Raw genomic sequence first — 21,997 nt, forward strand, 5'->3', positions numbered from 1 at the left:
TTTATAATAGACTTCTTGCATAACCATATAACAAACTTTTATTGGAAATAGAAACGAAAAAACTTGCTTGACACCCTTCGCCAGCCCCCTTATCATGAAACTGAAGGTATTCAGTTATCTTCATCTGTGCAGATTAAACAGCAAGAAAACAACGTAGTTGGCGTCTTATTTTTAATTTTTTGCACTATGTGCACCTTATGTCTTCACAATATTTCTAGGTTTTTACCTACACAAGCTGAAACGCGCTATTTAAAACATTAAAAAACGCCAACTTAAAAAATGGATAGTGAATAACTAGCTACCCTAGGGTTTCTTTTGCCTTTTTTTCTGTTTAGTAAATTGTATCCGTTCAGCGGAGTGGTAGAATAAGGTAGACAAAGCAAGATAATAAAGATAATCATAGAGCAAAAGTGAGGTAATGTGGTAAACCTTTTAGAACTTTGCAAAAATTTACAGCAAAAAATAGAAAAACTGAAAGCAGAGATAGAAAACTTAAAAGCAGAAAATAAAGCTTTAAAGATAGAGAACGCTGAATTAAAGGAAAGGCTTGGTTTAAACTCGAAAAATTCATCTCTACCGAGCTCTAAAGAATTGTACAAAACAAAAAAGGACAAGCCAAAAAGCGAAAGGAATGTTGGCGATCAGGTTGGGCATAAAGGAAATTTTCATGCCACAATGGAAGCGGATAAAGTAGTAAAAATAGAGTTGCCTAATATTTGCGAATGCGGAGGAGAGCTTGTAATATGCGAAAAACCTTATGTTCACCAAAAAGTTGATCTTCCGGAAATTAGGCCTTATGTAGTAATTGGAACATGGTCGTTGTTGGAGATGCAGAAAAAGAAAAAGTAGCAAGTTACCAGAAGGTGTTACGCCAGATACATTTGGTCCAAGGGTTAAGTCTATAATTGCAGCACTCAGCGGATTTTACAAAAACTCAAAGCGTGAAGTGGCTAGTATCATAAATGACATTTTTAATTTGAACATAAGTGTTGGCAGCATATCAAATCTTACTATTACCCACAAATATAAATGTACTTATAAATAAAGTATTACAATATTAAAGTTTGCAAATATTGAGGGTATAAAAATGGCAAACGAGAGTAATGAATGGGCTAAAAATGAATTTGGAGATGCTGTACTTGGAGATAAAAGATTAACTGACCGATTAGTAAAGATTGCTGATAGTTTGATAAGTTTACCTGAAAGCTCAATTAATGAGGCATGCGGAAGTTGGTCAGAAGCAAAAGCAGCATAACGTTTTTTTCAAAATGAGAACGTAAAAGAAGTCGATATTCTAGCTTCACACATTGATAAAACAGTTGAAAGAACAAAAGCTCATAAAAGAATTCTTGTGATTCAAGATACAACTTATATTTCATACTCAAGCCATAAGCGGATTGGGAACTATTGCTGGAAAAGGAGCAGTAATGCATACAGCCCTTGCTGTTAGTACGGAAGCTGGGAATACTGGATCAAAAGATTTACTCGAGGCAACTCATTTCTGAAGAAGAAAAAAGACTAAAGAGCCATCGTAACAACGTTCATATTGAGGATAAAGAAAGTATGAAATGGCTAGAAAGTTTAAAGAAAACAAATAATATTATAGATCTGGCCCAAACCGAAGCTATAACTGTATGTGACAGAGAAGCAGATATGCATGATTTTTTTGAACTTGCACATAATCTTAACTCAGCAATTTTAGTAAGAGCTCGCCACAACAGAAATGTAAATAAAAAATTCATGCATACCAGGAACAAGCAAAAATTATGGTCATTTATCCAAGGCCTCCCTTGCGCTGGAAAAGTAGAAGTTGAAATCCCTGCTAGAGATAACAAGCAAAAAAGGACAGCGTTTTTAGAAATTAGATTCGGAAAATTTATCACATGAAGGCCATATAAAATGTAAAGAAGGTCACATAAAATATAAACCGACAGAGTCTACAACTTCACGCAATTCATGTTGTTGAAAAAAACTCTCCTCCCGAAGCAAGTCCTCTAGAGTGGATGCTTTTTTCCGGTCAGTACTTTTGAAGAAGCTGTTGAAAAAGTTAGTTGGTATTGTTTGAGATGGAAAATAGAGATATTGCATAAGATTTTAAAATCTGGTCTCAAAGTTGAGGAATGTAGACTTGGAACAGCAGAAAGATTAATGAGGTATTTAACAGTCATGAGCATTATTGCTTGGAGAATTTTCTTTATTACATCAATTGCAAGAACTAACCCAACATTACTATGTACTGCCTTATTAGCTGAGGAAGAATGGAAAGTTTTATATGTTAAAATACACAGGAAACCATGTCCAAATATAGCCCCTACTATAAAAGAAGCCGTTTCGTGAACTTGGAGGTCATTTAGCAAGAAAAAGCGACCCAAAACCAGGACCAATTACTCTTTGGAAAGGGTGGAGACGTCTCTTTGATCTAGCAGAAGGATGGAGACTTGCTCATGAACCTCATATTTGTGGGTAATAGTAAGGTTTCTAAGGGAGGGAGTAGTAGTAATACTGCTTCCTTACCTGACCAGTTTGCTCGTGATAAAGGTTTTGAGAAACGAGCTCAACTATATGCTGCTAAGGCTTACTCAAGGCAAGCTGATAAATCTGGTAAGTACATTGATTTAAAGAAGGTTTTCTTTATTGCTATCTCTAATTGTAATTTATTTCCTGATAAGCTTGATTATATATCCAGCCACACTATAAGAGATGAGAAAACCTATGAGCATGACTTAAAAGATTTTCAATTTGTATTTATTGAACTACCTAAATTTCCTAAGAATAAGGAAGAACAGCTAGAAAGCATAGTGGATCGTTGGTTATTTTTCTTCAGTGCGACCCGGAAAGCCGTGGTTTTGTGATGGTTAAATTCCATCTTCCCTAGACATCGGGGATAATGTATGTCTCACATTTCAAAGGATGGCAACCTTTGGGATGCAAGCATGAGATAAAAGCAGGTAACACTAAACCTCATGGTGAATCCCTGCAAACAGAGTTAGATATGATTACGAGAGGAACCTATGTTTGAATTGTCGTCAAAGCATAGTATGCGAAAAGAGGTTGAACTACGCATAGACCAAAATGGTACGAAGCAAAAGGGGAACTAAAGATTGAAGACTTTAGTTATTGATGTTCCCAGCTTCCGGCAAATAGTAGGAATCTAAGTTTAACGTGAAACGAAGCTATGGAACGGAGTAACCACATAAAAGCTCTTATATTCATTAAATATAAGTAGGTAGCCAACCACAAGCCGCTATGTGGAAGGATTGTTTAAGAAGCTAATGCCCAAAGTAATATCTGGGATATGCAGACGTAAACACTTTAATTTGGAAGGTAAAGTGGTGAATAGTAGTGAATATGTTATGGACCAGCAAAAAGCTAGGTATGAATGGAATGGAATTCCTTGGCGAAAGCTGAAGAAATCTTCATTTAAGCTACAAAAACGAATTTACCAAGCCTCTAAATGTAATGATATCAAAAAGATGCACAACCTTCAGAGATTATTACTCAAATCAACAAGTGCAAGAACGATCGCAGTTAGAAGGGTAACTCAGGACAACAGAGGGAAAAAAACTGCAGGTATTGATGGAAAAGCTAACCTTAGTCAAAAAGAAAGATTGCAATTGGCAAACTCCTTAGATATAAGAGAGAAAGCAAAGCCATCAAGACGTGTCTGGATCCCAAAACCTGGTAAGCCATCGGAATATCGCCCGCTTGGTATACCAACTATATCGTGTCGAGCAAAACAAACACTTGTAAAAATGGTGTTGGAACCAGAATGGGAGGCAAAACTTGAGCCAAACACTTATGGTTTTAGACCTGGTAGATCATGTCATGATGCAATTGAAGCCATATTTAATGTGCTAAAACAGAAAACAGCATATGTATTAGATGCTGATATTTCTGGATGCTTTGACAATATTAACCATAATAAACTGCTTGAAAACCACACCAGCGTTAAAGAAAATCATAAGAGGATGGTTAGAAGCGGGTGTTATGGAAGATGGAAAGCTTCAATCCACAAAACGTGGTACAATTCAAGGAGGCACCGTTGCTAGCTTGTGTTGCATTACACGGATTAGAGCAACATGTCAAAAAAGCATTAACAAACGAACTCTTTCAATGCATGAAAAGAAAATATGGTAGGATATCGCATAAAAACGCGCAAAAGTCTATTAGTGTAATTTTCTACTGTGATGATTTTGTCATCATACATGAAAACGAAGAGATTATTCTTAAAGCAAAAATTTTAGTTGAAGAATGGTTAGAAACCATTGGACTAAAATTAAAGCCCTCTAAAACAAGAATTTCTCATACATTAAGAACCATTGACGAAACAAAACCAGGATTTGATTTTCTTGGATTTTCAATAAGACAATATCCAACAAAAGAAAGTAAAAAAGGTTACACATTATTAATAAAACCAAGTCGTAATTCTATAAAGCAGCATACATTTGCTATTAAACATAAACTTAGAGAAATGCGTGGGGCGCCACAGGAAGTAATAATAAGGAATCTCAATCCAATAAACAGAGGATGGAGTCAATATTACTCTTCGGTAGTTTCATGTAAAATCTTTAGCTCATTGGATAATACTATACATAGAAAGCTCTGGAAGTGGGCAGTCTTTAGGCACCCAAACAAAGGGAAATGCTGGATAAAAAGAAAATACTTTAAAAAGTATAATAACGATAACTGGCGTTTTATGACAAGTAACAAGATACATCTTATTATACACAGCGATCATGTTATTAAACGACATATCAAAGTGCAAAAAACCAGATCTCCATATGATGGTGATTGGGTATATTGGGGTAATCGTCTTAGAGAAATACCAGATAAGCCATCGAGAGTAATAAAACTATTGAAGTTACAACAAAGTAAATGCAGTAATTGTAGACTATGGTTTGAAAGTGATGATATAATAGAAATACATCATAAAGACCGGAATAGACGAAACAATATGATCAAAAATTTATCTTTGTTACATGGGCATTGTCACGATGAATTACACAGGAGGTGTGCATGACAAGCACCAAATTAGAGAGAAGCCGTATGAGGCGCAAAGTCTCACGTACGGTTTTGAAGTCGAGTGAGGAGGGGCGACCTTCTTCACTTAGACAACAGTATGCAGATGAAACTACAGATGAAGACCTAAGGAATATAGCAGAAAAATCACCAATAATAAAGTTAGCCTACGATGAATTAGACAGGTTTAGCTGGAATGAAAAAGATTTAGTAGCATATGAAGAAAGAATAATGGATCTGCGGAAAGAAGAAGCCATTCTTGAATACAAACTTGAGGAAGGTATAGAGAAAGGAAAAATCGAAGTTGCAAAAAATTTACTTAAAGCTGGTGTATCTGTTAATTTAATAGCTGAATCCACTGGCCTTTCTCAAGCTGAAATTGTACAGCTTAAGCAAGAAGTGGCCTAAGTATCACGTTTTTCAGGGCTTTTTTAGCTCGGCAGTGGTCTGAAAAGTCCATTTTTCACTTTATAAAATGTTTATATTTTACCACCTACTTTATTTGAATAAGTTCTTCTGCCACACTCTGAACGGATACTTGAATCAGGCTCAAGTTGACAAGTAGATGTTATCTTGTTATAATAAATATTTATTAATTTAATCTTAACTTAAGAGGGTATTTATGGTAGCAAGTGATAGTGTTTTAAAAAGGTATGCGTTAGCCTATATAAAGAAATTAGGTAATAATAATAATATTGAAGGGTTTCTACAGTATTGTAATAATACACCGAATTTAACTTGGAGCAAGGAGAATTTTAAAAATGTGTATGAAGAATTTACACATCCAAATTCAAGCAATAGGCACGATACAGGAAGCAGAAATGATCAATATAACGCAGGGAATAACGCACAACCTACAGGCTCTCAGATTACACATATACATGTACACAATAGAGGTTTAGACTTTTGGGATTATTTGCTATTACAATGCTGGATGGATTCTTTATTCGGTGGACGTGGTCACACTACGGTTAATAATATAACGAATATTAACAATGGTAATACCACTCATCAAGGGAGAAAAGAGAATAAAAAAGAATCAGAAGACAGTAGAAAGCTATTAGCTTTGGGTATAGTAGCTGCAGTTGTGTGTGTTGCTTTCCATGCTGGTATGTGTTTTTGGTATAACAGCAGCAGAAAAGTGGCTAGAAAAGAAGAAAAAATAGATTACCTGGATAGTAAATTTAAAACGTTCAGAAATATAGAATTTGCGGTTGGCGTTGTTTCTTTGGCAGCTTTGGTAGCTTGTGCTGTTTACCCAGTCTTACCAGTGTGGGGTTTAGCTATCCTTGGCGTTAATTCTCTCGTATGTTTTGCTGGTGGTTTAGCTTTTCATATGAAGCATGAGGAAGAATTAGAAAATATCGAGAAAGCTAAAGGAGCGGTAGATAGCTGTCTTAGACAAGGGCATGGTTATGGAGATTCTTCTCGTTATGATGCACCACCTCCTTACTTTTCTCAAGATCCTAATACTACTCCAACTGCTCCTCCTTGTAGTGAATTTGATAATTCTAATGCGAAACGGCAGTTTGAGAATTGTGAGGGGTTCACGTATGATAGAAATCAATAGTTTTATTTTTAGCCAAATTAATTGAATCAAGCTACAAAACCTGCTAAAGTTAACTTTGTGAAAGCACCCTTAGCTCAGTTGGATTAGAGCATTTGACTACGGATCAAAAGGTCGGGCGTTCAAGTCGCTCAGGGTGCACCACATTTTATAGGAAACAGAAGTCACACTTGAAATTAATATATGTAATACCTATCTTTAAAGGTTAAGCACTAAACTATTATATATGAGCAAAAAAGACTACTATGATCTGCTGGAAGTAGGCAGAAATGCCAGTATTGATGAGATAAAAAAAGCGTATAAAAAATTAGCATTAAAATATCATCCTGATAGAAATCCTGGCAATCAAGAAGCAGAGGAAAAATTTAAAGAAGTAACAGCTGCATATGAAGTTCTGTCTGACTCTGAGAAAAGGGCAGGCTATGACCGTTATGGCCACGAAGGTGCTTCTGGTGGATTTCAAGGCTTTAGCTCTGCAGGAGATTTTAGCGACATATTCAATGACTTCTTTGGTGGAGGATTCGGTGGTGGTGCAAGTAGATCGAGAGCAAAAAGAAGTACAACAGGAGTATCTGGAGCAGACCTACGTTATGATCTTGAAATTACCTTAGAAGATGCATTTAAAGGAATACAAGCGCCTATACATTATGTGACAAATGTAAAATGTGATACATGCCAAGGCACAGGTGGCGAAGGAGCAATTAAACCAGTTCAGTGCCACACATGCCAGGGAAGCGGTAGGATTAGAACTCAACAAGGCTTTTTTACCATCGAAAGAACATGTACTACATGCTATGGGGAAGGAGAAATAATACAAAACAAATGTAAGAAATGTGGTGGAAGTGGACGTAGAAGAGATGAAGTAAATATATCCGTTTCAATTCCAAAAGGCATAGAAGAAGGAGCTAAGGTAAGGATAAGTGGTAAAGGAGAAGCTGGAACAAAAGGTGGAAAAAGTGGAGATTTATACGTATACGTGAAAATAATTTTCCATAAAATCTTTGCTAGAAATAAAGCAGATTTACACTGTAAAGTGCCTATAAGAATGACACTAGCAGTGCTTGGTGGTGAAATCGATATTCAATCAATTGATGGAGCTAAAATAAAAGTAAAGGTCCCTGAAGGCACTCAAACTGGTACCAAACTACGTTGTAGGGAAAAGGGTATGCCATATATGAACTCACATGCTCGTGGTGATTTATACGTACAGGTAATAGTTGAGACTTTAAATCCAAAAAATTTAACTAAAAAGCAAATTGAACTATTAAAAGCGCTTGAAGAAGAGGAAAATGCAAGTGTACAACAGCAATCTGAAGGGTTTTTTAGTAAAGTAAAAAAAAAATAAGAAATCTGCTAAATGACATTAAAGGGGTAACTGTTTACGGGTTTTCATTTAATCCTGCAATTCTTTGACCTTATTAATGGAAAACTTAACAATAGTGTTATTATTAGCCAACAGAAACTTCTTAGTTCCTTAAAACTATGTAAAAGCAATAAATTTCTTTATTTAAGGTCGAAGTTTTGCTATTCTCAGGTTTTAATAATTTAAATTTAATGAATATAAACAAAAATGAGTTTTTATTTCTTCCGCTTGGGGGAGTAGGAAGAATCGGGATGAATGTTAGCCTATATCATTACCAAGGTAAGTGGATTATGATCGACCTTGGTGTTGGTTTTGCAGATGAAACTATGCCAGGTGTTGAGCTGCTCATTGCTGATATAGATTTTATTGCTCAAAGAAAAAAAGATTTACTTGGAATAATAATTACACATGCACATGAGGACCACTGCGGTGCAGTGCCCCACTTGTGGGAAGAGTTGCAGTGCTCCATATATACAACAAAGTTTACGGTTAATTTTCTTAAAGAGAAACTAAAAGAATTTCGATTGGAAGGTATAGTGCCTGTGAAAGAGGTAGACATAAATGGCAGCATAAATTTGGGTCCTTTTACCGTCGAGTTTATAAATGTAACTCATTCAATTCCTGAGGCAAATTCAATATTAATTAGCACTGAAATGGGTAGTGCACTCCATACCGGAGACTGGAAATTTGATCCAAAACCTGTTGTTGGATTAACTTCTAATATGGAGCGTCTAAAAGAAATTGGCGATAAAGGTGACCTGCTTGCAGCAATTTGCGATTCAACCAATATATTAAGCAAGCATCACCCTGGGTCAGAAGGTGAAATTTATAATAATATTTATAACATAATAAAGCGGTCTAAAAAATTAGTTGCTGTTTCGCTATTCGCTTCAAATGTGGCACGAATTGAAACGATAAGCCAAGCTGCAAAAGCACTAAATAGAAAAGTAGTTTTACTTGGTAGATCTTTATGGAGAATAGTGAAAGTTGCGCAAGATAGTGGTTATTTAACTGATTCTCCTCAGTTTCTTGAAGCAAAGGAAGCAGTAAATTTTCCAAGGGAAGAACTGGTGCTACTTTGCACAGGTTGTCAAGGTGAGCCACTGGCAGCTACCGCAAGACTTGCTGCTAAGAGTCATCAAGCATTTAAAATGCAGCAAGGTGATACCATGATCTTTTCGTCAAAAATCATTCCTGGAAATGAAACTCGTGCGCACAACATGCTCAATGCCTTTATTGAGATGGGGGTAGAAGTTATTACTGAAAAAACAGAGCATGTTCATGCTTCTGGGCATCCAACAAGAGAAGAGCTAAAGGAAATGTATTCTTTAATAAAACCGAAGATGTCTATTCCAGTTCACGGCGAATATATTCACACGCATGCACATGTAAAATTTGCTAAAGAGTGCGGTGTGGCAAAAGCAATAATGATTGCACCAGGTGATATTGTTAATTTGGAGAACGGAGGAAAGGTTGATTCAATTGATGTTGACTACTTTGGTATTGATGGTATGTTGCTACGTCATCCGGAGAGCAGTGTTATAAAAATGCGTAAAAGAATGAGAGATGCCGGAGTTATTGTGGTAACAGCAGTTGTAAACAAGAAAAATAAATTGCTTGCTAAACCAAAAGTATTTGTACCTGGTGTTTTTGAAGTGCTAGAAGATGCAGCTACCATACAGAAAATTGTCAAGAAAGTTGAGTCGTTGTTTAGTTTGCAGCCAACAAAAAAAATTAAAAATAAGATTGAAAGTTCAATATTGAGTATCTTAAAGGAATATTTACTAAAAAGGCCTATAATTGAGGTTCAGATAGAACAGGTATGAAATGAATGAAGCTATTCGTTCATCTGGTGTTATTTATTTCGTTATTTATTCCTTATTTTACAAAAGCTGCTTTATATGTTGATATAAAAAAAAGCAGTGTTGGTAACATTGGTCTTGTTGTATCTAAATGTACATGTAAAACAGCGTTGGAAAGCGAATTAAGCGAAAATATTGCAAAGGTAATAGGAACAAATTTATCTAATTGTGGCTTATTTAATGTAAAACGTGGCGCGGAAGCTGAATCTAAATCTTGGAAAAGCGATACTGTAGTCACAGTAAGTTTAAGCGAAATATCTGGTAGTGCATTAGAGCTATCATTTCGTTTATTTGACGCTTTTACAAAAAGAGAATTACTTACTCAGTCAGTTGTTTTTCCAGCAAAAGACTGGAGAAAAATTGGTCACCTCGTTTCGGATGTGATACATGATAGATTAATTGGTGAGAAAGGGCACTTCAACACAAAAATCACGTATATCGCTGAAGAAAAAGATAGCAACTACAAATCTGTGCGTAAAATTGCTGTGATGAATCAAGATGGAAGTAATATAAAATACTTAACAAATGGCGATAGATTTGTGTCAACACCGAGATTCTCACCAAATGGAAAGGGTATTGTTTATATCTCGTACGCAAATGGTAAAAGTTATATAATATTAAAAAATTTAAAAGATAACACTGAATCAATAATCAGCGCATTTGAAGGAGTTGTTTCTGCACCAAGATTTTCTCCCGATGGTAAATCTCTTTTAATTTCCCACTCATTGGGTGGTGAAACGAATATATTATCTTTGGATTTAAGTAGTAAACGAACAAAAAAAATTACTAAAGGTTCAGCTATAAGCACTTCTCCCTCTTTTTCTCCAGATCAAAAGTATATGGCTTTTAGTTCTGATATAAGTGGGAGTCAGCAACTGTACGTTATCGATTTTACTAACAAAAGTAAAAAACCTAAAAGAATTAGTTTTGGAAGTGGAAGATATGCTACGCCTGTTTGGTCGCCAAAAGGAGATCTGATAGCTTTTACAAAGATTCAGTCAGGAAAATTTTACATAGGAGTTATGAAGCCAGATGGCAAAGAAGAACGTCTGCTTTCAGAGGGGCATAAAATTGAATCCCCGGCATGGTTACCAAATGGTAGAGAAATCATTTTTACAAGAACAGAATCACCAAGCAACTCTAAACTATATTTAGTAGACTTAGTAAAGAAAAATCAAAAAATGGTTTCCACTCCCACAAATGCTTCTTTACCGGATTGGTCTTATTTTTGAAAGTAGATCTATTATAGATTTGATATGAGCCTTATTTTACTTTAATTGCTTATAACCTTTGGCACTACGAAATACCCATGCTCAGGTTTTGTATTGGACAATATCTCTTTTTTAATGTTTTGAGAATTTATAACATCATCGCGTACATGAATGTCCTTGTCTATGCTGCCATAACGCATAGGAGAAACACCTTCAGTATTAACTTGCAATAAAGTATCATGTATCCAATCCAGCATTGTCAGTTCTTTGGAGTAGTGATCAATCTCGTCATTTGATAACTTAATCCTTACAAGCTGTGCAATTTTAAGCATTTCTTCTTTGGTAATTGTTATTTTTCTCTTATTTGCAAATTCTATTAGTGAAGTAATAACGTCTTCTGTTGACTTAGCTGGCATCTTTACCTCCTTGGATAAAGTGAGTTAAAATATCTACGACCGAAACAACTTCTATTTTACCAGTTTTTTCAAATTTGTGAAGTATGGTATCCGTAATCACTAATTTATCTAAAGAAGAGGAAGAAATTTTCTCAACTGCACTTCCTGAAAGCACGCCATGTGTGATGCATGAAATTACGGACTTTGCTCCGTGGCCTTTTAAAGCAAGAGCTGCATTACACAATGTTCCACCAGAGTCAACTATATCATCAACAATGACACAATTTTTATTTGCAACTTCTCCTATTATGTTCATTACTTGAGATGTGCCTGCTTTCTCCCTATATTTATCTACTACAATAATCTTATCATTTAACCCTATCTTGTACTTTTCCTCTAAAGTCTTTGCAAAAGCACGTGCTCTGCCAATTGCTCCAACATCAGGTGCAACAATTGCCAAATTTTCTGTGTGTATAGAGTCAACAAATGCTTCAAAGCAGTTCAAATTAGTTATCGGTACATCAAAGAATCCTTCAATTTGACTTGAGTGCAAATCAATAACTGCAACGCTACTTGCACCTGCAGTTTGAATAAGATTTGCAACTAATTTGGCACTTAAAGCAGACTGCACATTATTGTTCTTGATAATTCTATCTTGCCTGCTATATCCATAATAAGGGATAATTACTACTATCCTTTTGGCTCCTAATCTATTTACTGCATCAATTATAAGCAGAAGCTCCATAAGATTATCATTCACAGGGGGAGAAAGAGATTGTATTATATATACTTCTTGATTATATAGATCATTTGCTACTTCTACATTTACCTCACCATCGGTAAACTTTGATATCCAAGCAGAGGATGGTTGAACATCTAGCCGGTTAACTACTGATTCCCCTAATTCCTTACTAGCATTACCTATTATTATCTTCATAACGCACTAATTGAGTTTTTAAGATTATACAGAAATTGTGAAATAATTGAAATGTAAGTGTCTTTATCTAGCATTCTTGTCGGTGAATTAGATACCTCTTGTACAATGACCTGTCATTTTCACGTGTTGTTTCAATATATAGACCCAAATTGAAACAACTATACAAAATCCTGCTTATGTTTCAAGATAAATGACTTTAATGAAATATAATTTATCTAGTCATTTGTATCTGCTAACATACTACACTTCCCATTGTAGAGCCTCTGCAACTTACTGAAATTTATAATCGCTTTATAAAAAGCTTTATACTCTTTGCTTAATTGGAGGCGCTACCTCTGCACTTTCTGCTCTGTCTAGGGTACTACTTGGTTTTTCTGCAGTAATTTTTTGAATGCTACCATCTACCTTATTCTTGATATCTGCTCCATATGATCTTAATACTTCAATAGCTTTCTCGTTTCCACTATTCAGCGCAATATCCAAAGCATCCATTCCATCATTATTTTTGTGGTTGATAAAATTCTCTAACTCAAAGATTTTTATATATTGCTCAATGATGAATTCTACCACTTTTCCAGGGCAATTATTAGCGGCAGGAAAGAGTACTGCATTGTTATTATTGTCTTTCTTTGTTACATCTGCTTTGAGCTTGTCTATCAAATACTTGATAATTTCTATTCTGCTATCATCTTCTGCTTCAGTGCACTGCCTAGCAGCTAAAAACAGAGCTGTTCGCCCATTATTGTCCACATCTTCAATATCTTGTCCCTTATCAATTAAGGCTTGTATTATATTTTTGTTCCCATATAAAGCAGCAAAGTGAAGAGGAGTATACCCTTCGGTACTTTCTCTTTCATTAATCAATGCACCATGGCTAGCTAGTAATTCTATAAATTCTGGCGTATTTGCAAAAACTGCAAAGTGCATTGGTGTTAGATCATCTTTACCATGATTTTGAGTTTTTGCATTAACGTTTGCTCCATTTTTTATCAGCAATTTTGCTATTTCTAATTGTTTGCGTCCGATGGCAATATGCAGTGGCGTACGATTGCGTTCATAATGATCATTGACGTTTGTGCCACATTTTATTAGTAGTTCTGCAGCTTCAATATTACCTTCCTGAATTGCAACGTATAAGGAAGCATATCCATCTTTTGTTTCCTCTGTCATACGAAATTGCAAACATGTTAGTTCATATATTATTAAGGATTATTATTAAGTTTTTATTAATACAATATTAATGTAGCGGGATGACGAGCTTATCGTCATCCCGCCGCGAACCGTCATACCACTGCGAACCGTCATACCGCCGCGGTATCTCTAGATCCCGCTAACAAGCAGCGGGATGACGGTTTTTCAAATTATCGTAAGTCAGTTTAGCTATAGCTACAAGTTTCATTCTTCCCTTACAAATAACTTTACTGCGTCCTTTTTTCGGATTCAGAATTAGCAAGAAACGTTCTTGTAAGGTGGTCTACTAAAATTTTGCTTTATAAAACAATGTCTGAACTATGCAATTAATACATTATCAACACAACTGATTCATAAAAGCAAATATTATAACCACGAAGAGAGAAAATGTTATGCTTAGTTTAATAAGAAAGACCTTGAGAAAAAAAATGACTCATCAGGTAAACGATTCGAAATTGAAAGAGAAAGATGAAAAAAGTATTTTAAAATTAGCATCAAAAATAGAAGGCAAAAAAAGTAGCATTGCTGAAGAACTAGAAAAAATATCTGAAAAGGAAAAACAAAGGATTCTTACTACGGAAGTAAGTAAACATCGGGGTAAAGAATCAACTATTATATCACTTGCTTATGCTATACTACGTAAAGATAGTATAGCTGTTGAGAAAATGTTAAGAGTAGCTAAAGAAAACGGTATTCTGAAAGACATTCTTGACGCAACAACAACTATAAAATATCCAGGTGGTCAGGAAGAAACTTGCACACCACTTACTTATGCCATATTATGTAAAAATAGCAAAACTATTGAAGAAACTTTAAAAGTCTCTAAAGAAAACGGTATTCTGAAAGATATTCTTAACGCAACAACAACTATAAAATATCCAGATGGTCGGAGAGCAACTGTTACACCACTTGCTTATGCTATACTATATGAAGATAGTATAGCTATTGAAGAAATTTTAAAAGTCTCTAAGGAGAACGGTATTCTGAAAGATATTCTTAACACAACAGCAACTATAAGATATCCAGATAACAAGGAAGTGACTTACGCGCCACTTGCTTATGCTATGTTCTGGAAGGATAGCAAAGCTATTAAAGAAATTCTAGTAGCAGCTGAAGAGAACAGTATTCTGAAAGATATTCTTAACACAACAACAACCATGAAATATCTAGACCGGGAAGTGACTTACACACCACTTGCTTATGTTATACTACGTAGAGATAGTATAGCTGTTGAGAAAGTGTTAAGAGTAGCTAAAGAAAACGGTATTCTGAGAGATATTCTTGACACAACAATAACTATAAAACATTTAGATAGCCGGGAAGTGACTTACACACCACTTGCTCATGCTATGTTCTGGGAGGATGGCAAAATTATTAAAGAAATTCTAGTAGCAGCTGAAGAGAACAGTATTCTGAAAGATATTCTTGACGCAACAACAACTATAAAATATCTAGATGGTCAAGAAGAAATTTACACACCGCTTACTTACGCCATATCATGTAAAAATAGCAAAACTATTGAAGAAATTTTAAAAGTCTCTAAAGAAAACGATATTCTGAAAGACATTCTTGACGCAACAACAACTATAAAATATCTAGATGGTCAGAAAGAAATTTACACACCGCTTACTTACGCTATATCATGTAAAAATAGCAAAACTATTGAAGAAATTTTAAAAATCTCTAAAGAAAACGGTATTCTGAAAGATATTCTTGATGCAACAACAACTATAAAATGTCCAGATGGTCATGAAGAAACTTGCGCACCGCTTACTTATGCTATACTACGTAAAGATAGTATAGCTGTTGAGAAAATGTTAAGAGTAGCTAAAGAAAACGATATTCTGAAAGACATTCTTGACGCAACAACAACTATAAAACATTCAGATAGCCGGGAAGTAACTTACACACTACTTGCTTATGCTATACTGCGTGAAAATAGTATAGCTATTGAAGAAATTTTAAAAATCTCTAAGGAGAACAGTATTCTGAAAGATATTCTTAACGCAACAATAACTATAAAATGTCTAGATGGTCGGAGAGTAACTGTTACACCACTTGCTTATGCTATACTACGTAAAGATAGTATGGCTGTTGAGAAAATGTTAAGAGTAGCTAAAGAAAACGGTATTCTGAAAGACATTCTTGACGCAACAACAACTATAAAATATCCAGATGGTCAGGAAGAAACTTGCACACCACTTGCTTATGCTATACTACGTAAAGATAGTATAGCTGTTGAGAAAATGTTAAGAGTAGCTAAAGAAAACGGTATTCTGAAAGACATTCTTAACACAACAATAACCATAAAACATAAAAATAATCAAAAAGTAACTGATAAGTTACTTGCCGCATTACATGATCGCAAAGTTATTCAAAAAATTTTAGACATAGCTAGAGAAAATGATATTCTGAAAGACATTCTTAATGCAACAATAACTATAAAATATCCAGATAGTGAAGAAAAAATCTACACACCACTTACTTATACAATATCATGTAAAAGCAACGAAGCTTTTAATACAACAAGAGCTATAAATCAAGATGGTCAGGAAAAAACTCACATCCCATTTCCTACCCTTGATAAAAGAGAAACTGAATTAAAATTAAAAGAAAAAAGACAAAGTAGAAGAGATGAGGGATTAAATTTTAACAATGGTAGTAGTGACAAAAATGTTGAAATAAAAGTTAATGGGGATATCTTGTTGCAGCATAGTAGTGGAATTGAAAATGAAATAAATCATACTGCTGTACGTAATGATGTAAGGGGGGTAAAGCCTCTAATAGAAAGTAGAGTAAATGTTAAAGTACAGAATATAAATGCAGTGATTGCAACTTCTGTGACATTTAAAATGATTGCAACTTCTGTGACACTTGAGTTGGTAGCTAGTAAAATAACATGTGTACTGTCAAAACCCACCACTAAATTGGAAGAAGTAGCTATAACATATTTTCAAGGTTTAGCACTATATTTGTGAAACTTAATTTATATGTGCTAAACAAGATGCTGATTAGTTTTATAGCTAACCCAAGAAAGGTTTCCCTACGTCATACCGCCGCGGTATCTCTAGATCCCGCTGCGGGATGACGATTGTCGTTTAGCCATAAATATTTAAGAAATTTACCAAATGAAAAAAAAGGCAAAAGAAGCCCTGGGGTTATTATCTGCTTTAAAATATTGGCGTTTTTTATGTTTTAAACGCTTGACAAGCAAGATTTAGCTGCTTTTAATTGCAACTAACCTATGCTGCAAATGTTTAAGAAATTTACCAAGCAGAAAAAAAGACAAAGAATCCCCGAATTAGCTAGTCTTTTACTATCTCTGTCGAGTATTGGCATTTTTTGATGTCTTGTAACGCTTTATAAGCGCGTTCAGCTTATTTAGATAAAAATCTAGATGTAGATGAAGTTTTGTAAAGACATACAGTATCTATATACTGCAAAAAATTGAACATAAGACGCCGATACATTAAGTAATCCTTACCTTTTAATCTGCAGATTGGCGAAAGCAAATACAATAGCTTCAGTTTCATGATAAGGGGGCTGGCGGAGTTTGTCAAGGAAGTTTTTCGTTTCTGTGAACCACCTGCTAACCGACAGCTAACATTAACTACCGATATCGTATCTGAAGAAGCCCCCTGGCCATTCTAAAAAATTTAATGCTGAGTACACCTTACTTTTGGCTTCCTCTATAGTGCTCCCTTCTGCTACTATATTTAGCACTCTTCCGCCATCGGAAACTAAGTTACCACTTTCATCGAATTTAGTACCAGCATGAAACACCAACACACCAGGAATGCTTTCAATCTTATCTAATCCTTTAATTACTTCTCCCTTTTGATAATCACCCGGATAGCCTTTACTTGCAACAACTACACAAACTGTAGATTTGTTGTTAAGTTCCACCATTTTGACATTTAACTTTCCTTCTGCAACTGACAACATCAATTTTAACAAATCGCAATTTGAATCAAATCTAGGTAATATAGATTGCGTTTCTGGATCACCGAATCTAACGTTATACTCGAGAAGTTTTGGGCTATCTTTGCAAATCATTAAACCAGCAAAGAGTACTCCTTTATAAGACGTACCCATGTTAACCAATGCTTGAGCTGTAGGGTATATTATTTTTTGGATAATTTTTTGCTCCATGTCCTTACTTATAATTGAAGGTGATGAGTACGACCCCATACCTCCAGTATTTTGGCTTTCATTACTTTCATCAACTCTCTTATAATCTTTTGCACACCCAAGAGTTACTACTTTCAACCCATCAATAAGAGCAAAAAAACTTACTTCTTCTCCAACTAAAAACTCTTCTATGATTATTTCTTCACCTGATTCACCAAATTTTTTCTCCACTAGCATTGAATTTATTGCTGAAAAAGCTTCGCTTTCTGTATTACATATAACCACCCCTTTTCCTGCTGCAATTCCATTTGCTTTCACTACAAGTGGAAACTTTATTTTATTGCTACGTACAAAATCTTTAGCTAACCCTTCATCAACAAAACACTCGTACTTGGCAGTTGGTATACCATATCGCTTACATAGTCCCTTGGTGAAAGACTTCGATCCCTCAAGTTTTGCAGTTGCTTGACTTGGAGCAAAAACATTTATTCCCTCTGCAACTAAATCATCAGCAAGCCCATCAATTATTGGTTGTTCTGGACCAATAACAACCAACTCTATATTTTCTCTCTTGCAAAATTGTGTAACATCCACTGAATTTTGAATATTTACATCCACAAGAGCCCCAAGATCTTTCATAGCTTGGCGACCAGGAGTTACATATAACTCAGTCAAGATAGGAGATTTTTTTAGAGCCCAAAGTAGAGCGTGCTCACGCCCACCAGAACCTATAACCAGAACCTTCATCTTTATTTCCTCGCTTTTCTATATGTCAAAATTATTATTTGCTTATAACAGTATCATTACTCATGTATTTTTGCAACACGTTTGGTATTGCAATCGACCCGTCAGAATTTTGATAATTCTCCATTATGGCAATAATCGTTCTTCCTATAGCTAAAGCTGAGCCGTTTAAAGTGTGAATATATTTTTTCATCTTTTTATCAGTTTCTGAAGAGTATTTAGCGTTCATCCTTCTTGCTTGAAATGCACCACAATTTGAGCAGCTTGATATTTCTCTATATTTATTTTGCCCAGGTAACCATACCTCTATGTCATAAGTCCTTTGTGCAGCAAAACCCATATCGCCACTGCAAAGCAGCATTACTCTGTATGGCAATTCTAATTTTTTTAATATCTCTTCAGCAACACTCGTCATACGCTCAAGCTCATCATTTGATTGGTCTTCAGTTGTGATGCTTACCAACTCCACTTTACCAAATTGGTGTTGCCTTATCATGCCCCTGGTATCGCGACCTGCACTACCTGCTTCTTTACGAAAGCACTCCGAATATGCAGTAAAGCGAATAGGCAGTTCTTTTTCTTCCATTATTTTGTCAGCAACTAAATTTGTTAAAAACACTTCACTTGTGGGAATCAACCTCAATTCGTCGGTAGTTAAATACGAATCGTCAGAAAATTTCGGTAGCTGACCAACATTATACATAGCTTCGTTTTTCACCAAAGCCGGGTGGTACACCTCAGTATAGCCAAATTCATTAACATGCATTTCAAGCATACAATTTATTAGCGCTCGTCCAAGCTTAGCTAACTGTCCTTTTAATATCGTAAATCTTGATCCGGAAATTCTCGCCGCTTGTTCGAAGTCCATTAAACCTAATTTTTCTCCGAGTTCATAATGAGATTCTGGTACAAAATCAAACTGTCTTTTTCCTCCATATCTTCTCACCTCTAAATTAGAGTTCTCATCTGCGCCTATTGGCACATCTTGCGCAGGAATATTCGGCAAGTTAGATAAAACATTCACTAACTTATCCTTTTCTGCTTGTTCTTTTAAGCTGATTGCCTCTATCTCATTTGTGATGCTTTTTGACAACTCTATTTGCTCTTCACAGGGGCTCTTGCTCATTTTAAGCTTTTTTATTTCCTCTGTGATTTCATTGCGCTGCCTATTCAAATCCTGCAGTTTAGTGGTTAATGATCTTTTCTCGTGATCGATTTCTAATATCTCTTCCGCAGTAGATTCTCTAATTCCCCTGCTTTTCATTGCCTTTTCAAATCCTTCAGGGTTTTTGCGTATATATTCTATATCGTGCATATATTGTGCTATTACTAACATTGTTACTGTACTCCAAAAGCTCTTAATATTCAATATATTCTCATACTACTAAAATTATTATGGTTGATTTTTTTGTTAGAATTTGTTTAAATTTAATTAACTTAGCGTTCATAGGGTGTAGTATGTTGGGCATTACAAAAAATAATCAGAAAGAGAGCACTTACTTTGCTGGTGAGGAATTCGTTATCTACGCTACTTGTGTATGCCTAGCAGCCACATTCGCTGCTGGCTGTTTAGGGGCGGTAATAGGATCCCCTCTATTGACCTTTCCACTTGCTATGCTCATCTCTAACCCCGTAGTTTGGGTTTTAATGGGAACAATTCTTACAGTAGCATACAAAATGGTTGTTGAACCTTTATTTTACTTAGCGAAGGGTTATATTAATGGAAAAAGAGCAAGTCAAGGTGAGCAAAAAACTCCAGATGAGGATAGTGGTATTTTTCCTGGACCAGATAATGAAGATGGGTCAACTGTTTCAGAGAACAGTAGTCGCAGAAGTTCTATTGCTTCAAAAGATAGTGGTTTGGGTGGTAAAGAGTTTCATGAAAATTTGGACACTCTTGTGCATCAGACAAACAGAGGAAATTATGCTTACTGGTTATGTGATGATGACATTACACATATTGCAAGAGTTGTGTATGGGTACTCACAAAGTGAACATAGTAATAATAATGTCTATTTTCTTGCTCCTAGCTATTCTAATGGTTGGGACGAACTCACAAAAGAATTTCTTCAGAATTATAGAGGTGAATTAAAACAAAATTCTAAATTGATATTTACTTCGGTTCTTCATATTAACAACAATCATTGGGTAACTTTGGTTATTAAACCTGATGCAGGTGATAAAAAATTTAGAGCTTATTACTGTGACTCATTTGGTAATCAATTGCCAGATAATGTGCTAAATATTGTTAAAAGAGAACTGCAAAAAGAGGAATGGGTATTAGACATAAGAATTTCCCCAACTAAGCAGCAAAGTGACGGGTATAACTGTGGAATATTTGCGTTAGAAAATGCTCATAAAATTACACAAATGCTTAACGAAGACAAATCATTTGACGAAATTGACAAAAAGTTATCAGAATATAAATTTGATTTGAATGAGAAAAGAGAAGAATTTACAAGAGCGCTTATGGAAGATGAGAAATGTAAGGAAGATCTAAGAAATCGTAAGCGTCCGCCAAGGACGAAAACATCTCAGTCTTCTATTTCAAGGGAGAATGCAAGTTTGTGTTGCATTATGTAATCAATGAAAAATTACCATTGACCTTATGCCCCTCCAAATAGGAAATTTGACAATTGATTCTCCAGTTATTTTAGCTCCAATGTCTGGAGTGACTGATTATCCGTTTAGAAGTATTGTGAAGAAACTTGGTGCAAGTTTGTTAGTTTCAGAGATGATCGCAAGCAGAGCTATGATTATGCAAACTCGCCAGAGTTTGCAAAAAGCAAAAGTCGATGCATTAACTGCTGTGCAGCTTGCTGGGTGTGAGCCAGATGTTATGGCGGAGGCTGCAAAATTAAACGAGGACATGGGAGCAAAAATTATAGACATAAACTTTGGTTGCCCTGTTAAAAAAGTTGTAAACGGTTATGCAGGATCAGCGCTAATGCGTGATGAGAAAAAAGCCGCTGAGATAATTGAAGCTGTGGTCAAAGCAGTGAATATGCCAGTTACGGTGAAAATGCGCACTGGATGGAACGATGAAAATCGCAATGCCCCGAGACTTGCGAAAATTGCCGAAGACTTAGGAGCAAAAATGATCACTGTGCATGGAAGAACAAGAGCGCAGCTTTATAATGGTCAAGCAGATTGGAAATTCGTTAGAAATGTTAAAGAGCAAGTGAAAATTCCAGTTATAGTAAATGGCGATATTAAAAATTTAAATGATATTCAGAATGCTCTCAAAGAATCTGGAGCAGACGGAGTGATGATAGGTCGTGGTGCCTACGGTAAACCTTGGCTGATTAATCAAGCAATGAACTTTCTCAGTGGAAGTGAAACTTCTGAGCCAACAGCTTCAGAGAGATTAAGCATCATACTCGAGCATTACGACAATATTCTTGAGTACTATGGAAATGACACAGGAATAAAGATGGCCCGCAAACACATAGGTTGGTACAGTAGCGGGCTTCAAGGCTCATCTGAATTTCGTGTGAGAGTAAATAACATGACAGATAGCACAGAAGTGAAAGAAAATATTATTGGCTTTTTTGGTCAAGAGACACACTAGCTGTAC

Annotated in this window: 16 protein-coding genes, 1 tRNA gene and 3 pseudogenes; 14 read left to right on the top strand and 6 right to left on the bottom strand. The window is 35.5% G+C overall.

From position 1 onward, the window contains the following. Position 1: 1 nt before the first annotated feature. Entirely contained in the window at positions 2 to 124 is a 123-nt protein-coding gene (locus ACFEL3_RS04020) for a hypothetical protein (RefSeq protein ID WP_255322264.1), read from the bottom strand. Between the two features lie 296 nt (positions 125 to 420). On the opposite strand from ACFEL3_RS04020, the pseudogene ACFEL3_RS04025 reads away from it, so the two are divergent. The 11 genes and pseudogenes from ACFEL3_RS04025 to ACFEL3_RS04075 all read left to right on the top strand — a co-directional run. Beyond that, a pseudogene (locus ACFEL3_RS04025) lies at positions 421 to 1,033 on the top strand (DUF6444 domain-containing protein); the annotation flags it as partial. A 54-nt stretch (positions 1,034 to 1,087) separates the two neighbouring features. Beyond that, positions 1,088 to 2,467, top strand: a pseudogene (locus ACFEL3_RS04030) (IS4 family transposase). Positions 2,468 to 2,474: 7 nt separating this feature from the next. After that, positions 2,475 to 2,822: pseudogene (locus ACFEL3_RS04035) on the top strand (PD-(D/E)XK nuclease family transposase); the annotation flags it as partial. Positions 2,823 to 3,272: 450 nt separating this feature from the next. After that, positions 3,273 to 4,049 (top strand): reverse transcriptase N-terminal domain-containing protein, encoded by a 777-nt coding sequence (locus ACFEL3_RS04040; RefSeq protein WP_213863355.1) that lies wholly within the window; start codon positions 3,273 to 3,275, stop codon positions 4,047 to 4,049. Beyond that, complete coding sequence (locus ACFEL3_RS04045) at positions 3,995 to 5,020, top strand: group II intron maturase-specific domain-containing protein (protein ID WP_265018022.1); 1,026 nt, start codon at positions 3,995 to 3,997, stop codon at positions 5,018 to 5,020. Before ACFEL3_RS04040 ends, ACFEL3_RS04045 begins: the two co-directional genes overlap by 55 nt. Further along, on the top strand, positions 5,017 to 5,427 hold the full coding sequence (locus ACFEL3_RS04050; protein WP_095742612.1) for an Rpn family recombination-promoting nuclease/putative transposase: 411 nt from the start codon (positions 5,017 to 5,019) through the stop codon (positions 5,425 to 5,427). The genes ACFEL3_RS04045 and ACFEL3_RS04050 overlap by 4 nt, the downstream gene beginning before the upstream one ends. A 214-nt stretch (positions 5,428 to 5,641) precedes the next feature. Further along, positions 5,642 to 6,589: a hypothetical protein gene (locus ACFEL3_RS04055; protein WP_070356716.1), complete on the top strand. Its 948-nt coding sequence runs from the start codon at positions 5,642 to 5,644 to the stop codon at positions 6,587 to 6,589. Positions 6,590 to 6,652: 63 nt separating this feature from the next. Beyond that, positions 6,653 to 6,730 (top strand) — tRNA-Arg (locus tag ACFEL3_RS04060). Positions 6,731 to 6,812: 82 nt separating this feature from the next. Continuing rightward, on the top strand, positions 6,813 to 7,931 hold the full coding sequence (gene dnaJ, locus ACFEL3_RS04065) for a molecular chaperone DnaJ (protein ID WP_012673045.1): 1,119 nt from the start codon (positions 6,813 to 6,815) through the stop codon (positions 7,929 to 7,931). Positions 7,932 to 8,140: 209 nt separating this feature from the next. Continuing rightward, the gene (locus tag ACFEL3_RS04070; RefSeq protein WP_375316746.1) at positions 8,141 to 9,775 is read left to right on the top strand and encodes a ribonuclease J; all 1,635 of its coding nucleotides are present in this window, start codon (positions 8,141 to 8,143) and stop codon (positions 9,773 to 9,775) included. A gap of 5 nt (positions 9,776 to 9,780) precedes the next feature. Continuing rightward, positions 9,781 to 11,043: a Tol-Pal system protein TolB gene (locus ACFEL3_RS04075; protein WP_006279726.1), complete on the top strand. Its 1,263-nt coding sequence runs from the start codon at positions 9,781 to 9,783 to the stop codon at positions 11,041 to 11,043. A gap of 41 nt (positions 11,044 to 11,084) precedes the next feature. Here ACFEL3_RS04075 and gatC read toward each other — a convergent pair whose 3' ends face one another. The 3 genes from gatC to ACFEL3_RS04090 all read right to left on the bottom strand — a co-directional run bounded on the left by gatC (position 11,085) and on the right by ACFEL3_RS04090 (position 13,524). Then, positions 11,085 to 11,438, bottom strand: coding sequence for an Asp-tRNA(Asn)/Glu-tRNA(Gln) amidotransferase subunit GatC (gene gatC / locus ACFEL3_RS04080; RefSeq protein ID WP_010962323.1), 354 nt, complete (start codon positions 11,436 to 11,438; stop codon positions 11,085 to 11,087). After that, the gene (locus tag ACFEL3_RS04085; protein WP_010962322.1) at positions 11,428 to 12,354 is read right to left on the bottom strand and encodes a ribose-phosphate diphosphokinase; all 927 of its coding nucleotides are present in this window, start codon (positions 12,352 to 12,354) and stop codon (positions 11,428 to 11,430) included. Before ACFEL3_RS04085 ends, gatC begins: the two co-directional genes overlap by 11 nt. 303 nt (positions 12,355 to 12,657) lie before the next feature. Further along, positions 12,658 to 13,524 carry an ankyrin repeat domain-containing protein gene (locus ACFEL3_RS04090; protein WP_006280296.1) on the bottom strand — a complete coding sequence of 289 codons (867 nt, stop codon included), beginning with the start codon at positions 13,522 to 13,524 and terminating at the stop codon, positions 12,658 to 12,660. A gap of 413 nt (positions 13,525 to 13,937) precedes the next feature. On the opposite strand from ACFEL3_RS04090, the gene ACFEL3_RS04095 reads away from it, so the two are divergent. Beyond that, positions 13,938 to 16,523, top strand: coding sequence for a hypothetical protein (locus ACFEL3_RS04095; RefSeq protein ID WP_265018020.1), 2,586 nt, complete (start codon positions 13,938 to 13,940; stop codon positions 16,521 to 16,523). A gap of 628 nt (positions 16,524 to 17,151) precedes the next feature. Here the strand turns inward: ACFEL3_RS04095 and purD are convergent. Both purD and serS read right to left on the bottom strand, forming a co-directional pair. Beyond that, a complete protein-coding gene (purD, locus tag ACFEL3_RS04100) occupies positions 17,152 to 18,423 on the bottom strand; it encodes a phosphoribosylamine--glycine ligase (protein ID WP_138264878.1) in 1,272 nt (423 codons plus the stop codon). A gap of 34 nt (positions 18,424 to 18,457) precedes the next feature. Beyond that, complete coding sequence (gene serS / locus ACFEL3_RS04105; protein WP_038198549.1) at positions 18,458 to 19,735, bottom strand: serine--tRNA ligase; 1,278 nt, start codon at positions 19,733 to 19,735, stop codon at positions 18,458 to 18,460. A gap of 143 nt (positions 19,736 to 19,878) precedes the next feature. On the opposite strand from serS, the gene ACFEL3_RS04110 reads away from it, so the two are divergent. Together ACFEL3_RS04110 and dusB are read left to right on the top strand one after the other, a co-directional pair. After that, the gene (locus ACFEL3_RS04110; RefSeq protein ID WP_182282775.1) at positions 19,879 to 21,003 is read left to right on the top strand and encodes a Ulp1 family isopeptidase; all 1,125 of its coding nucleotides are present in this window, start codon (positions 19,879 to 19,881) and stop codon (positions 21,001 to 21,003) included. A gap of 25 nt (positions 21,004 to 21,028) precedes the next feature. Beyond that, positions 21,029 to 21,991 (top strand): tRNA dihydrouridine synthase DusB, encoded by a 963-nt coding sequence (gene dusB, locus ACFEL3_RS04115; protein WP_010962313.1) that lies wholly within the window; start codon positions 21,029 to 21,031, stop codon positions 21,989 to 21,991. Positions 21,992 to 21,997: the final 6 nt, after the last annotated feature.

Source organism: Wolbachia endosymbiont (group A) of Opomyza germinationis, from assembly GCF_964264765.1.
Taxonomy (GTDB): Bacteria; Pseudomonadota; Alphaproteobacteria; order Rickettsiales; family Anaplasmataceae; genus Wolbachia; species Wolbachia pipientis.

What these genes read in the sequence shown, in the direction of transcription:
- ACFEL3_RS04020 (WP_255322264.1), bottom strand. Translation starts at nt 124, where the DNA reads ATGAAGATAACTGAATACCTTCAGTTTCATGATAAGGGGGCTGGCGAA.
- ACFEL3_RS04040 (WP_213863355.1), top strand. Translation starts at nt 3,273, where the DNA reads ATGCCCAAAGTAATATCTGGGATATGCAGACGTAAACACTTTAATTTG.
- ACFEL3_RS04045 (WP_265018022.1), top strand. Translation starts at nt 3,995, where the DNA reads ATGGAAAGCTTCAATCCACAAAACGTGGTACAATTCAAGGAGGCACCG.
- ACFEL3_RS04050 (WP_095742612.1), top strand. Translation starts at nt 5,017, where the DNA reads ATGACAAGCACCAAATTAGAGAGAAGCCGTATGAGGCGCAAAGTCTCA.
- ACFEL3_RS04055 (WP_070356716.1), top strand. Translation starts at nt 5,642, where the DNA reads ATGGTAGCAAGTGATAGTGTTTTAAAAAGGTATGCGTTAGCCTATATA.
- dnaJ (WP_012673045.1), top strand. Translation starts at nt 6,813, where the DNA reads ATGAGCAAAAAAGACTACTATGATCTGCTGGAAGTAGGCAGAAATGCC.
- ACFEL3_RS04070 (WP_375316746.1), top strand. Translation starts at nt 8,141, where the DNA reads ATGAATATAAACAAAAATGAGTTTTTATTTCTTCCGCTTGGGGGAGTA.
- ACFEL3_RS04075 (WP_006279726.1), top strand. Translation starts at nt 9,781, where the DNA reads ATGAAGCTATTCGTTCATCTGGTGTTATTTATTTCGTTATTTATTCCT.
- gatC (WP_010962323.1), bottom strand. Translation starts at nt 11,438, where the DNA reads ATGCCAGCTAAGTCAACAGAAGACGTTATTACTTCACTAATAGAATTT.
- ACFEL3_RS04085 (WP_010962322.1), bottom strand. Translation starts at nt 12,354, where the DNA reads ATGAAGATAATAATAGGTAATGCTAGTAAGGAATTAGGGGAATCAGTA.
- ACFEL3_RS04090 (WP_006280296.1), bottom strand. Translation starts at nt 13,524, where the DNA reads ATGACAGAGGAAACAAAAGATGGATATGCTTCCTTATACGTTGCAATT.
- ACFEL3_RS04095 (WP_265018020.1), top strand. Translation starts at nt 13,938, where the DNA reads ATGCTTAGTTTAATAAGAAAGACCTTGAGAAAAAAAATGACTCATCAG.
- purD (WP_138264878.1), bottom strand. Translation starts at nt 18,423, where the DNA reads ATGAAGGTTCTGGTTATAGGTTCTGGTGGGCGTGAGCACGCTCTACTT.
- serS (WP_038198549.1), bottom strand. Translation starts at nt 19,735, where the DNA reads ATGCACGATATAGAATATATACGCAAAAACCCTGAAGGATTTGAAAAG.
- ACFEL3_RS04110 (WP_182282775.1), top strand. Translation starts at nt 19,879, where the DNA reads ATGTTGGGCATTACAAAAAATAATCAGAAAGAGAGCACTTACTTTGCT.
- dusB (WP_010962313.1), top strand. Translation starts at nt 21,029, where the DNA reads ATGCCCCTCCAAATAGGAAATTTGACAATTGATTCTCCAGTTATTTTA.